This window comes from Micromonospora sp. CNZ286 (assembly GCF_014207755.1).
On the sequence record NZ_JACHIZ010000001.1, the window covers coordinates 6,671,686 to 6,683,577 of the forward strand.

The 11,892-nt window shown below is 69.6% G+C and carries 15 protein-coding genes and 1 pseudogene; 5 read left to right on the top strand and 11 right to left on the bottom strand.

Annotation, left to right across the window (positions count from 1 at the left end):
* Window positions 1–150: 150 nt before the first annotated feature.
* A complete protein-coding gene (locus tag FHX31_RS30025) occupies window positions 151–441 on the top strand; it encodes a hypothetical protein (protein WP_184977592.1) in 291 nt (96 codons plus the stop codon).
* A 1,103-nt stretch (window positions 442–1,544) separates the two neighbouring features.
* Here FHX31_RS30025 and FHX31_RS30030 read toward each other — a convergent pair.
* The 3 genes and pseudogenes from FHX31_RS30030 to FHX31_RS30040 all read right to left on the bottom strand — a co-directional run.
* Window positions 1,545–2,671 (bottom strand): annotated as a pseudogene (locus FHX31_RS30030) (MFS transporter); the annotation flags it as partial.
* A gap of 92 nt (window positions 2,672–2,763) precedes the next feature.
* Entirely contained in the window at window positions 2,764–3,378 is a 615-nt protein-coding gene (locus FHX31_RS30035) for a GNAT family N-acetyltransferase (protein ID WP_486481715.1), read from the bottom strand.
* A gap of 384 nt (window positions 3,379–3,762) precedes the next feature.
* The gene (locus tag FHX31_RS30040) at window positions 3,763–4,059 is read right to left on the bottom strand and encodes a hypothetical protein (protein WP_184977593.1); all 297 of its coding nucleotides are present in this window, start codon (window positions 4,057–4,059) and stop codon (window positions 3,763–3,765) included.
* A 128-nt stretch (window positions 4,060–4,187) separates the two neighbouring features.
* On the opposite strand from FHX31_RS30040, the gene FHX31_RS30045 reads away from it, so the two are divergent.
* A complete protein-coding gene (locus FHX31_RS30045; RefSeq protein ID WP_184977594.1) occupies window positions 4,188–4,757 on the top strand; it encodes a hypothetical protein in 570 nt (189 codons plus the stop codon).
* 191 nt (window positions 4,758–4,948) lie between these two features.
* Here the strand turns inward: FHX31_RS30045 and FHX31_RS30050 are convergent, their stop codons facing one another.
* The 7 genes from FHX31_RS30050 to FHX31_RS30080 all read right to left on the bottom strand — a co-directional run bounded on the left by FHX31_RS30050 (window position 4,949) and on the right by FHX31_RS30080 (window position 9,601).
* On the bottom strand, window positions 4,949–5,410 hold the full coding sequence (locus FHX31_RS30050) for a DUF1707 SHOCT-like domain-containing protein (protein WP_221488170.1): 462 nt from the start codon (window positions 5,408–5,410) through the stop codon (window positions 4,949–4,951).
* A gap of 105 nt (window positions 5,411–5,515) precedes the next feature.
* Window positions 5,516–5,887, bottom strand: coding sequence for a hypothetical protein (locus FHX31_RS30055; RefSeq protein WP_184977595.1), 372 nt, complete (start codon window positions 5,885–5,887; stop codon window positions 5,516–5,518).
* Window positions 5,888–6,015: 128 nt separating this feature from the next.
* On the bottom strand, window positions 6,016–7,578 hold the full coding sequence (locus FHX31_RS30060; protein ID WP_184977596.1) for a recombinase family protein: 1,563 nt from the start codon (window positions 7,576–7,578) through the stop codon (window positions 6,016–6,018).
* Between the two features lie 52 nt (window positions 7,579–7,630).
* Window positions 7,631–8,083: a SigE family RNA polymerase sigma factor gene (locus tag FHX31_RS30065; protein ID WP_486481716.1), complete on the bottom strand. Its 453-nt coding sequence runs from the start codon at window positions 8,081–8,083 to the stop codon at window positions 7,631–7,633.
* 116 nt (window positions 8,084–8,199) lie between these two features.
* Window positions 8,200–8,715: a putative immunity protein gene (locus FHX31_RS30070; RefSeq protein ID WP_184977597.1), complete on the bottom strand. Its 516-nt coding sequence runs from the start codon at window positions 8,713–8,715 to the stop codon at window positions 8,200–8,202.
* Complete coding sequence (locus FHX31_RS30075) at window positions 8,712–9,269, bottom strand: putative immunity protein (protein WP_030269600.1); 558 nt, start codon at window positions 9,267–9,269, stop codon at window positions 8,712–8,714. Before FHX31_RS30075 ends, FHX31_RS30070 begins: the two co-directional genes overlap by 4 nt.
* Entirely contained in the window at window positions 9,266–9,601 is a 336-nt protein-coding gene (locus tag FHX31_RS30080; protein ID WP_013283266.1) for a hypothetical protein, read from the bottom strand. Before FHX31_RS30080 ends, FHX31_RS30075 begins: the two co-directional genes overlap by 4 nt.
* A gap of 95 nt (window positions 9,602–9,696) precedes the next feature.
* Between FHX31_RS30080 and FHX31_RS30085 the strand changes: the two genes are divergently transcribed.
* On the top strand, window positions 9,697–10,500 hold the full coding sequence (locus tag FHX31_RS30085) for a helix-turn-helix domain-containing protein (RefSeq protein ID WP_013283265.1): 804 nt from the start codon (window positions 9,697–9,699) through the stop codon (window positions 10,498–10,500).
* Complete coding sequence (locus FHX31_RS30090) at window positions 10,491–10,682, top strand: DUF397 domain-containing protein (RefSeq protein WP_013283264.1); 192 nt, start codon at window positions 10,491–10,493, stop codon at window positions 10,680–10,682. The genes FHX31_RS30085 and FHX31_RS30090 overlap by 10 nt, the downstream gene beginning before the upstream one ends.
* Here the strand turns inward: FHX31_RS30090 and FHX31_RS30095 are convergent.
* On the bottom strand, window positions 10,657–11,424 hold the full coding sequence (locus FHX31_RS30095) for a methyltransferase domain-containing protein (protein ID WP_184977598.1): 768 nt from the start codon (window positions 11,422–11,424) through the stop codon (window positions 10,657–10,659). The genes FHX31_RS30090 and FHX31_RS30095 overlap by 26 nt on opposite strands.
* 120 nt (window positions 11,425–11,544) lie before the next feature.
* On the opposite strand from FHX31_RS30095, the gene FHX31_RS30100 reads away from it, so the two are divergent.
* Complete coding sequence (locus tag FHX31_RS30100; protein ID WP_184977599.1) at window positions 11,545–11,892, top strand: PadR family transcriptional regulator; 348 nt, start codon at window positions 11,545–11,547, stop codon at window positions 11,890–11,892.

Below are 11,892 nucleotides of genomic sequence, written 5' to 3' on the forward strand. Positions count from 1 at the left end.
GGAGATCTTGCTCATGGCACCCCTGCTGCCCCGATCGTCGTGGTCCGTCGTTGACCGCTCTTTGCCGATGATCACCGCCACATGCACGTTGGCGCACGCCGACGGGCCGGGGTCCTTGTGTCACCTCCGGGGAAGGCGCAGCATCGGGCAGTGGATGACGCATCAGACCAGGTGGCACCGAACCCGGTGTTCAGCCGCGATCTCTCCGTGCTCATCGGCGTCCTGGCCGAGCTCGAAGGCTCGTTGATGGGCAATGGCGACATGACCCAGTACCTGGCCGACAGGCTCCGCCACCGATTTACTCAGAAGGGCCTTCTCGATCCCGGGGCCGACGAACGAGCCTTCCGGCAGGCGATCAATGACCTGAACCACCGCCTCCGCTACGGCTTGGGCGAATACCCGGAGCTGCCACCGCCCATCCCAGTTGTTGATCTGACGTAGAGCGCGCAGCAGCAAACCGCCACTGCCTGCCATCCCGCCACCCACGAACCGGAACCGTTAGGCAACTCCATCTTGGAGTCGTCTGGCCCCCGCCGAAGGCATGCCCCTTGAACGGCTGGCCCGCCGGCCGACGCCAGCGCTTGCGCCGCCGCCAGCAGGCCGAGCGCGGCCAGTTGTCGGCGTACGGGTTCGGATGCAGAGCCAGGTACGCCAAATGTGCAGAGGCCTGGCGAGTGGTGCTGGGGGACCTTGTGGCGCCCGGTCGCTCCGGCGACGCACGTCCGTTGCTCACGATGAGTAGCCGGTGGACGTGGGCCGTCGCCCGAATCGCGGCATGCCCTTGCGTCGGGCCTGTACCCGAAAATGCGAACATCTTCGGCATGACCGACGAGCAAGAACCTACGACGACAGACAGCGACAGGGATCGACGCGAGGTCATCAATCTCGATGACATCAAGCATGTGCCCACCGGGGACCCGCTCGTCGACCGCGGCATGCAGATGACCCTTGATGAGATCGAGGAAGCTGAAGCCGATACGGACCACCCCGACCATGAGGCGGCGAAGGCTGCCATGCTCCACATCAACAAGAGGCTGGGCAGCATCGTCAGCTCGGTGTACGGGGATCAGTTACGCCGCATCAGTGAGAATCTCGCAGCAGCGCTAAAGCCTAACCTTGGCAATCTGTTCACTGCGCCGAACGTCAAGTTACTTCCCACCGCAGCGGAGCAGGCGGGTCCCCCTGTTCCGACTATGCGGGAGATGCCCGAAGCCGAAGAGTGGGAGATCGACGAGACGCCGCAGCAGACCCTTCAGGCATTGCTGGAGGTTTCTGAGCGCATGTCGGAGATGGTGCGTGTTTCTGCCGAGCACCGCGACGTCGCGGTCCAGCAGATGTCGCACTTCAAAGGGGAGGCGGACGCGTCGCGCAAGTCCGGGCGGTGGATGTTTTGGCTCGCGATGCTGGCGCTCATAGGCACCTGGGCCGCAGTGGTTGTCGCCCTCGTGGCGCTGTAGGGAACGGACGCGGAGAGGGTTCGACTGGACGTCGGATGTCGGCGAGTCCTTTGGCGCGCCGTCGGTGGCTCCGGGATGTCGCGCCGCGAGCGCGATCAGCGCGCCGAGCAGGCCCGTCGCGGCGAAGCCCCAGGCCGGCGCGGTGGCATCGATCACCGCCCCGGCCAGCGGGGCGCCGAGCGCCACTCCCACCACCATCGCCGAGCCGTGCAGGCCCATCGCCTCACCCCGCACGCTCGCCGGCACCAGCCGGCTCACCGCGTCGGCGGTGGCGGCTACGGTCGGCGCGGTGAGCGTCCCGGACGGCAGCAGCACCAGGGCCAGCAGCAACCACTGTCCGCTGCCCACACCGACCGGAATGGTGACCAGACCGAGCACCACGGCAAGGGTCAGCGACGGCACCGGACGGGAAAGCGCACCGTAGATGAAACCACCAACCAGCGAGCACGACGCCCAGAGCGCCAGCACCACACCGGTCCAGTCGACCTGACCGGCGTCACGCAGCACCGCCACCCCGGACACATCGATGCCGGCGATCACCAGCGTGCCCGCCGCGCCACCAGCGAGCAGCCCGATCAGCCGTGGGGTCATCCACTTCCGCCGGGGCAGCATCTCCGCTTGCGTCGTCCCCTCGTCACTCGCCCGGGTCGGCGGTTTCAGGACCAGCAGGGTGAGTCCGGCCAGCACGATCCCTCCGCCGACGGCGTACATGGTCAGGGTGGGCGAGACACTGGTGGCCAGGGCCACCGCCCCCGCCGGCCCGACCATGAAGCTCACCTCGACCGACATCGAATCCAGCGCGTACGCCTGACGGCGCTGGGCCGGCGGGACCAGCGCGGCGATCGACTGTCGGACCACCGAGAAGACCGGGAGAGTGAGCAGCCCGCCGAGGAAGGCGGCACCGAGCAGCAACGGATACGGCAGGACCGGCGCCGTTGCCCAGAACAGGGCCGAGACCGCCGTGGTCAGCAGCAGCATCGGCCGCAGGCCACGCCGGTCGACCAGCCGGCCGAGCAGCGGTGCGCCGAGCGCCGAACCGACCGTCAAAGCGGCCCCGACCAGTCCGGCGGCGAAGTAACCGCGGCCCAGATCGAGTACATGCAGCGTCATCGCCACCGCCGTGGCCGCCACCGGCACCCTGGCCAGGATCGCGACCAGCAGCAGGGGCCGCAACCCGGCAGCGCGAGTGCGTCCCGGTACGGCTTCACGTCCAACACGGTCCGCACCTCCCGGGTCGCCCTGCCCCAAGACGAGTAGCTCCTAGATCCAGCTCCAGCGGGGGTCGCCGTGCGCGACGCGTGACCCATCACCGGTCGAAGACGATCCAGTAGCGCCGCACTGGACCGTGCTCGGTGTCGCGGATGCCCTCGAGGACGCCGCCGTTGCGTTCGATCGTCCGGGCCGACGCGATGTTGTCGGCCAGACAAGAGATGAGGACGCGTTCCAGGTCCAGGACGACGCGAGCCTCCGTGAGCATCTCGCCGAGTGCCCAACTCGCTAGTCCTCGGCGGCGGGCGGACGGCCGGATGCCGTAGCCGATCTGGCCGATCTCGTCGTCGATGTGGTGCCGGAGGGCGATTGCCCCGAGTACGTGGCCGTTCTCGACGATCCACCGGGGTGAGGCGTGCTGTTCGTCCGGGCACGGGTCGCTGACCGGATGGGTCAGTCGGACCCGCTCGCGCACCCATGCGGCGAAGCCTTCGGGCGAGTCCACGTCGGCGTCGGACCCCAGGCCGAAGCCGTCCTCGTGGAGGCCAGGCCCCCAGTCATCGCGGCACTGCAAGAACGCGGCGTGCAGGCGGATCGTCGGCAGAATCAACTCGGGCATGCGGTCACGGTATGGAAAGCCGGACCGCTGAACGAGCCGCTTCCTACCAGCATCGATCATCCCCAGAAGCCGATCCAGCTCCCTGAAGTCCACGCGCTTCGACAGCTACCAGGAGGCGCTGTACGGCCCTACTCGGCAGTGTCAGCCCGGCAAAAGACGTAATCCAGACGAGGAACGCCGCGAACTGAGTAGGCCTCACGCGCAGCGATTGTGTGACTTGCGTCATATCTGAGCTGGCTGTAGCCGTCGACGTCATCCGACTGGCCGCCCGGGTGCCGCCACCATGACCGGCTCGCCGCGGATCAGCCTGCCGTAGCGTCGCCAGACTGATCCGATCCGCGAGCAGCATCGGCGCTGCGGCACCGGTCACCTGACCACTACCTGTGGATCATGACCGCCGTCGCGGTGACCGGCTGCTGCCGCTCCTCTGGCGTCATGGCGGTGGCCGGCACCATGCCGCCCGCCGCCCCTCACGGTCTAAAGCCGGCCGAGCGTCCAGCGGAGCAAGGCGCGCAGTACCCGCCGGGCAGCCCGGCGGCGCCGGGGGCACTTCGACCAGACCGCCGGATACACCACCCCGTACAGCACGGACGCCAACAGGATGGCGCCGGTGACGAGCACCAACGTGTTGTGCAGTGCTGCGGTGAACCATGCGGCTAGGATCGTCCCGGCCGTGGCGGGCAGTATCAGTCGGGCGTGGGAAGGCCGCAGCGACTGGTCGTCGCGCGGGTTCGGATCGCGGTCTGCGTCGCGCGAGGAACGGCTTCCGGGCATGGTGAAGCTCCCTGGGAGCGCTGCTGGGCGCTGCCCAAAGAGCGGAAACCCGGAGCGGCGGGCCGCAGACCCGTCCATGCTGCACGGACGCAGGCTGGAGTTCTGCGGGCAAGAGTACCCTCTGCCCCATGGTGACGGGCAACCCAGGCGCGGGAATCGTCAAGGTCCGGTGCGACGACAGGGGCAACGGCGGTTGCGGCCGGCCCATCACCGAGCTCACGCGGGATGGCAACGGTCACGTGATGGTGCTCGGCGCGTTGGAGGCACAGAACGGGGACCCCGGCGGGCGCCTCACGCACCGGGTGCCGGGCATGAAGATCACCCGTCGGCGTCGCGACGCGGTGGTCGGCGACACCACGGACCCGGCGGACCGGAAGCCGCCCGAGCCACGGATAGACCTGATCGAGGTGCGCCTCATGGCCCACGAGGCCGGTCAACCGTTCACCGACGGGCTGTGGTTCGAGGAGGGCGTTGCCGCCGACCGCGCGAAGTACGAAAAGCTCGTCGCCGAGTGGGATCCAGCCGGAGTCTCCTCAGTAAGGGGTCGGCGTACGGTCGCGTGCAACTGCCGGGGGAAGCGCGTGGCAACGGTGACCCAGGAGCAGCTGAACGCCGCGTACGAGGCGGCGATCGCCGCAGGCCGCCGCTCGATCACGCTGAACGACCTGCGGAAGTCGCACCTTCCGGCGGACCGTTGATCCATTGCGCGTCGCAGACCATCGAGCAGCGGTGCACCGCGACCCGGACGGCGATGACGCTGCCATCGTCACCATCACCGCAGCATGGACCTGATCAGCCGCATGAACCGATACACGTCATGCCGGAAACTGGCTTGGCTAGTCCTGCTGTCCTCGCCCCTGGCCATGCCGGCGCCTCGGTGGCCGAGGTACTACAACATTGAATCCTTCAGGTACATCAGCACGTGGAAGGCGATCCAGGCGACTTGCAGAGCCATGCCAACTGCGCCGCCCGCCACTCCCAGGACTGCCACCGCGCGGCAGAGAGGGTGAGCGCTTGCGCGTATCGCGAACAGGCCGAACACGACGCCGGCGGCTCCGGGGAGCGCGCCGAAATCGAAGTGCGGGAACAGCGGCATCCAGATCACGCCTGCGGCCAGCGCCAGGAGCGACAGGATCGGACCTGTGTAGTCGACAACCGGACTGCGGTGCCCGGGCTGCGGCGGCGGCAGGTCCGCGACCAGAGCCTCCAGCTCGCCGTAGGTCTTCGCGGCATAGGCCTGCCCTGATCGATCGCCGAACTCGGCGAGGGTCAATCGTCCCTCAGCGGTAGCGGTACCGAGCCGGGCCATGACGGCTTCCCGGTCACGGTCGGACACCCGCAGGTCGTTCACAAGCGGAGCCTACTGATGACCTGGTCACGCTGACGGGATCTCGCCAAAGATGCCCCACCGGATGTGCGAGGTCGGCGTTTGTCCGTCAACGGAGGCCGGGGCCGCTCACGCCACCGCACGCCTCGAATCCGACCAGCACGGCAGCGCCTCCGGACGGCTGGTCGGGCGTGTCGCCTCGACCGGTGAGCGTGCGGTGAACCAGCCGGCGAAACTGGATGGGCCGACAACTGTGGCGCGGCCCCGAGGAGGTAGCGGGGGCGGCGCGGTCATACGCGGTGCCCGCGCCGCGGTCATCGCGCGGCGGGCGGCGTGAGCGGCGGCGCACATGCCGCGCTGCCCGTGGCACTGGAGGTTGCGGCACTCGCCGCGCTCGTCGGGCTGGTGTGCGGAAGCGACGTCGAAGGCGAGCCGCCACAGCAGCGGATCGGTGACATCGTCGGGCAGCACGGCCAGGGTGCTGAGTCGTTCGCGGGGCACAGCTGAACACCTTCCGTCGACGGATCACGCCGCCCGCCTCGGTGGGCGGGCGGCGGACACCACCGACGCTCAACTCTTCCCGCAGGTCAAGTCACCCATCACGGCTCCCAGCTCAGCATTCGCCGAGTTCAGGCCGCCTGTTGGTCTTGCGGGCCGAACTTCCACCGCCAGTCGAGGCGGTGGCGGCCGAAGGTGCGGCGTTCGCCCTTGAACCCGGCGCGCAGGAGTTTGATGTCGGCGACGAGGCGGATGATCTCCCGCTTGACCGCAATGTCGTCACCGAGTTCCCGCCAGGCCTCCACGGCTTGGTCGCCGATGCGTCCGCGCAGCACGGCGGGGATCCCGGCGTCGGCGGCGCGTTGCTCGTACTCGGCGATCTGCGCCAGGAGGCCCTTCTCGGCGCGGGCGTAGGCGATCGCGGTGACCTCGCCCTCCTCCCCGAGCTTGCGCCAGTCCTCCAACTCGCCCCGCAGGCGTTGCGCTTCGGCGCGGGCGTGGGCGACCTCTTCGTCGGTGGCGCTGGCGGCGGTGAGGATGTCGTGCACGTCGGGGCGGGCCAGCCACGCCACCACCGTGCGCTGCACGTACTCGTCGAGAAATTCGGCCTTCACCGCGGCGCAGCGCTTGTGCAGGCAGGAGTACACCTGCCCGGTCCAGCCGTGCCGGTTCACCCGCTGTGACGACAACGGGCCGTCACACACGCCGCAGCGCACCAGGTACGACAGCAGATGCACCGCGCGGGCGGGCCGCGTGGTCGTGCGGGACGGGTCGCCCAGCATCCGTACCACCGACCAGTACGTCTCCTCCTCGACCAGGGCGGGCCAGATTCCGTCGCCGACGATCTCGCCGCGCAGCACCCGCTTGCCGATGTAGGCCGGGTTCATCACCTGCTTGCGCAGAATCCCGCGCCGCCAGATCCCGCCCTGCGAGGCAGGAATCCCGAGGCGGTTGAGTTCTGCCTCCCGGACGGTGAGGGGCATGCCTTCGGAGATCTTGCGGAAGTTGTCCCGCACCACCTGAGCGTGCGAGTACTCGGTGACGCTCCCGTCCGCGGCGACCGCGGTGCGGATCTCGCTGTCCGGCTCCTGCCGCAGCAACGCCTTCGTGCGCTGGTCGTAGATCCGCCGGTACCCGTAGGTGATCTTCCCATGCGGGCGGCCCGCTTCGGCCGCGCCGACGATGCCGCGCAGCACGTTGTCGCGGATCGAGTCGGCCATCCACTCGGCCTGCACCGCCTGGAAGCCGAGCATCATCCGGTCGTTCTTGTCCCGCAGGTCGTACAGCACCCCGCCGACCAGCCAAAAGTTGAGACCGACCTCGTGGCACATGTCCCGGATCTTCACGAACACCGCGAGGTCGCGTTCCTTGCGGGAGATTTCCCAGACCACGAGCACGTCGCCCTTGCCCGCGCGGATCTGCTCGATCAGCAACTCGAACTGCTCTCGCTCCTTGGTGGCGCGGCGGCTGGCCGAGCGGTGGTTGTCGGTGAACGACCCGGCGTCGGTCCAGGACCGCTTCGTGATCTCCGCCAGGTTGAGCACTCCCTGGTCGTGGACGCTTTTGCCCTGCTCCTTCTTGTCCTGACTGGCGCGCTGATACCGCAACGCCCGCACCTCTACGCCACCGGCCAGCAGCGCGTCCTTGCTGTCGAACCGGCCCCGGTTTCCCGACCGGGCCTTACGCCGTACCATCAGAACCGTCCCCCTAGATCGACGTTCGTGTCGGCAACATCGACCATAGCTTCTAACGATTCTTGACAGTGCCGACGGTCACGCCGAGCAGGTCGGCGGCCTCGGATTCGGTGCGGTCCTCGAAGAACCGCAGGACCAGCACGGCCCGTTGCTTGGCGGACAGCCGGGCCAGCGCGGCCCGGAGAGCCAGCCGGAGCGTGGTCTGCTGGGCGTGGTCGGGGGCCGAGTCGCCTCCGCGCGGCTCGGGCATGTCGCCCGGCATCGACTCGGCCACCCGGCGGCGCCGCCACCAGGAGACCTGCAGGTGGTACATGGTCTTCCGGGTGTACGCCTCCGCGTTGCCGGTCTCGTGCAACCGGTTCCAGGCACGGTGGGTACGGGCGAGGGCGGACTGGACGAGATCCTCGGCCAGATGCTGGTCGCCGGTCAGCAGGTAGGCGGATCGCAGTAACGCGGGGGTGCGAGTTCGGACGAACAGGTCGAACTCATTCAGGAGAGGGTCCACACGAGCCGGTCCTTGGGGTCAGGTGGTACATCAGCGTGACGCCTTCCGAGACGCCACCTGTGCACGCCATGGTTGCCGCCGCCGGTGACTCTTTCTCGGCAGCCCTCGGCCGGGCGTCAGCAGTCGAAGACCGACCAGCAGATGTCGTTGCGCAGGCGCTGGTCGTCCAGGACCAGGTCGCGGATCTCCGCCGGGAGCTGGTCGCGCTGCCACCGGCACTCGTCGCGCCCGGCCGCCTCGCCGAGACCGGCGGGCGCCGCCGCGCGTACCGCCTTGATCGCGTACGCGGCGGCACCGAGTTCGTGGGCGGCCACGTGGGCCACGACGGCGGCCTGACCGGCGGCGTACGCGGCGTTGCGTGCCGCCCCGCGCAGGTCCCGGGCCGCACCCATGGCGTGACCGCCCGCCGCACGCGCCTCCATCATCCTGACCTCGCCCCGCACCCAGGCCCGGGTGTGCTCGATCGCCTCGCGCGGACGGCTGTCCTCCGGCCGGACCGCCTCGAACAGGCCGAGGACGTGCTCGGCGCAGGTGGCGGCCCAGAGCGCCAGCAGGTGGTGGTGCTCGTCGGTGAGAGTGCCGCCCCGGCGGATCGTCGTGAACCGGGGATCGCGGACCTTCGGCAGGATCACGACGCGGCCTCCGGCCCGGCGGTGCCCTGGCGCAGGTCGTGGTCCAGAGTGCTCATCAGCCGGGCGACCCGGCTGCCGCCGCCGGTCAGCGGCGGATAGCGGCGGAGCACGTCGACGAGCACCGGCGTGGCGAGCCGTCGGGACCGGTCCACCTGCGAATCCCCGACGGCCTCGTCGCCGCCGGCCTCCAGTTCGGCGACGCGCGCGGCGTTGGCGGCCGCCCGCAGGATGTGACCGACCTGGGTGGCCTTCGCGATCGGGTGCAGGTACGCGGCCGCGGCGGCGTCACCCGCGGCCCGGGCGGCCAGACGCGCGGCCTCGGTGGGCGCGGACCGGGCGGCCCGGTGCGCGTCGAGGGACGTGACCCGCTGGAGTCTCGTCCGGGCGGCGCCGCGCGCGAACGTCCAGGCCGCGTCGACAGCCGCGCGGGGACGCGGGTCACCGGGAACCGCCCGCTCGTAGACCGGGAGCACGTCCTCCGCGTGCCGGACCGCGTACCGCGCCACCTCGCGCAGCTCGTCCGTCGTCAGGTCGAAGTCCCCGGGCGCTGTCATGACGCGGGCATCGTATCGGTGATGCTGCGCCGGTACGGGCCCCAGCCGACGAACCGCTCGAACAGCTCGCGCGGGGTCGGCCCGTCCTGCGGGTTGAGGCGGAACAGGTCGTGGGTGGCCTCGTGGTAGAGCCCGGACAGGTAGACGGCCAGGTCGACGGGGTGGTCCGCGTACTCGACCTTGAGCAGCAGGCGGGCCTGCGCGCAGGGCCACGGCCCGCCGCAGGCGCGACAGAGCCAGAGCGGCCGGATCGGTAGGTGGGCCGGGTGGTCCGGCGGGTAGGGGCGGGGCCGATCGGGGTACGGCCCGAGCCGCGGTACGGGAAGGTTCATGCGTGACAGTCTGCTGACGACACCACTACGCTCGGAAGTCGTCGCGGCCGGTCCGGGGAGAGACCGGGAGACCGGCGGCCGACTGGGGAGGGCGTGTGGAGAACGAGCCGACCGCCGAGCTGATCCGTGCGCAACTGCGGCGGCTGCGGGTGCGGGCCGAGCTGAGCCAGGAGGAGTTCGGGAGGCTCGTGCACTTCTCCGGCTCCCAGGTGTCGGCGGTCGAGCTGGGCCACCGGCCGCTCGACCGGTTCTTCCTCGCCCGGGCCGACGAGGTGCTCGGCACCGGCGGGCTGTTGATGTCGCTGCTCAAGCTCGCCGAGCGCGACGGCCAGCCGAGCTGGTTCCGCCCGTGGCTCGAAGCCGAACGCCAGGCGCAGCAGTTGCGCTGCTATCAGCCGAGCCTCATCCCGGGCCTGTTACAGACGGAGAACTACGCCCGCGCGATGATCCGCACGGACGACATGCTCGCCGAGCAGGAGGCCGAACGGCGGCTCGCGGTCCGGCTCGACCGGCAGACCGTTCTGGCCGGCGCCGATCCACCCAAGTTCGTCGCGGTGATCGAGGAAACCGTGCTGCGCCGCGCCGACGAGAGCTTTCGCGGGTTGATGAGTCAGCAGGTCGCGCACCTGATCGAGGCGAGCAGCCACCCCCATATCGCGGTACACGTCATTCCGGCCGACGTGGGACTGCACATCGGACTGACCGGACCGTTCACCCTCGCCCGAGGTGGTGACGGCGGTTGGATCGGCTATCTGGAGAACCAGCTCGGCGGAACAGTGATCGACAAAGATGAGCACGTGGCTATCCTGCTGTCCAGATGGGAGAGCGTCCGAAGTGAGGCGTTGTCCCGTCGCCAGTCGATCGAGCTGATGAAGGAAGTGGTCGAGTCGTGGAGCTGATCGGCGCGCTCTGGCGCAAGTCCAGTCGTAGCGGGCAGAGCGAGTGTGTCGAGGTGGCGGACAACCTGGCCGGAGTGGTCGGGGTGCGGGACAGCAAGGACCCGGCTGGGCCGGTGCTCACCTTCACGCCCGACGCCTGGCGCACCTTCGTCCGGCTCAGCGGGCGCCGCGCGTCGAGCTGATCAGCACTGTGTGCTTGCGTACCCGGAAGGCGCCTTCGGCGTCGATGCGGGCCTGGATCGCGGCGCGGGCGGCCGCCTCCTGCGCGGCGGTGAGCGGCCCGATCATGCTGGCGACGTACGCCAGGATCGGCTCTGCGGCGGGCACCACCAGCTCGTCCGGGTAGCGCTCGACCGTCACGTCGTCGAAGTGGGCGGCGACCCGGGCCGGTGTCGCCTCGGCGGTCACGTCGTTCCGGTCGTGGAACCGGACGGCCAGGTCCGGACGGCCGATCACCGGGCCGAGCGTGTTCAGCTCGGCCAGGTGGTCGCGGCCGTTCACGGCGACGGCCAGCCGCCCGCCGGGGCGCAGCACCCGGGCGAACTCGCGCAGCGCGGCGTCCGGGTCGTCCAGGTGGTAGAGCATGCTGTTGGCGATCACCGCGTCGGCGACGCCGGCTCGGAACGGCAGGTACGTGGCGTCGCAGCGCAGCACCCGGGCGCCGGGCACCTCGCGCAGCCGCGCGCACATGGCGGGTGAGAAGTCGGTGAGGGTGAGCCGGCCGCGACGGCCGACCCGGCGCCACAGCTCGCCGGTGCCGGCACCCACCTCCAGCACGTCCCCGGTCAGCGGCAGCCGCTCGCCCAGCCAGGCGAACCAGCCCTGCGGGTTCGTGCCGTACGAGTGCAGTGCGATGCGGGCGGTCAGGTTGCCGGTGGTCGTCGCGTACTGGCTCACGGCGCGAGCCGACGGAGTGGTGGTCATCCGCCGAACCTAGAGGAAGCGGCTCTCCGGGATCCCCGGTATTAAGCGTTGCTAGCTACCGGTACCTAGTGTTACTTTCTACTGGTACTCAGCGACGCTTGATAGCGAGGGGACGAGGACATGGCCAACCAGATGACGGAGATGCTGAAGGGCACCCTCGAAGGCATCGTCCTGGCGATCCTGGCCCGCCGATCCGCGTACGGCTACGAGATCACCGCCTGGCTGCGCGACCGCGGATTCTCGGACATCGCGGAAGGCACCATCTACGCGCTGCTCGTCCGCGTCGAGCAACGCGGTTTCGTGGACGTGGAGAAGGTTCCCTCCGAGAAGGGGCCCCCGCGGAAGGTGTATTCGATCAACGCAAAGGGGCGGGATCAGCTCGCCGAGTTCTGGCGGACGTGGAGCGTCCTCGCGGAACGCATCGACAACCTTCGTGACAACGACGACCGGCATGATGAAGGAGCATGA

Bases quoted from the DNA above. Each gene is read 5' to 3' on its own strand.
- FHX31_RS30040 (WP_184977593.1), bottom strand. From the start codon at position 4,059: ATGCCCGGAAGCCGTTCCTCGCGCGACGCAGACCGCGATCCGAACCCG.
- FHX31_RS30045 (WP_184977594.1), top strand. From the start codon at position 4,188: ATGGTGACGGGCAACCCAGGCGCGGGAATCGTCAAGGTCCGGTGCGAC.
- FHX31_RS30060 (WP_184977596.1), bottom strand. From the start codon at position 7,578: ATGGTACGGCGTAAGGCCCGGTCGGGAAACCGGGGCCGGTTCGACAGC.
- FHX31_RS30075 (WP_030269600.1), bottom strand. From the start codon at position 9,269: ATGACAGCGCCCGGGGACTTCGACCTGACGACGGACGAGCTGCGCGAG.
- FHX31_RS30080 (WP_013283266.1), bottom strand. From the start codon at position 9,601: ATGAACCTTCCCGTACCGCGGCTCGGGCCGTACCCCGATCGGCCCCGC.
- FHX31_RS30095 (WP_184977598.1), bottom strand. From the start codon at position 11,424: ATGACCACCACTCCGTCGGCTCGCGCCGTGAGCCAGTACGCGACGACC.
- FHX31_RS30100 (WP_184977599.1), top strand. From the start codon at position 11,545: ATGGCCAACCAGATGACGGAGATGCTGAAGGGCACCCTCGAAGGCATC.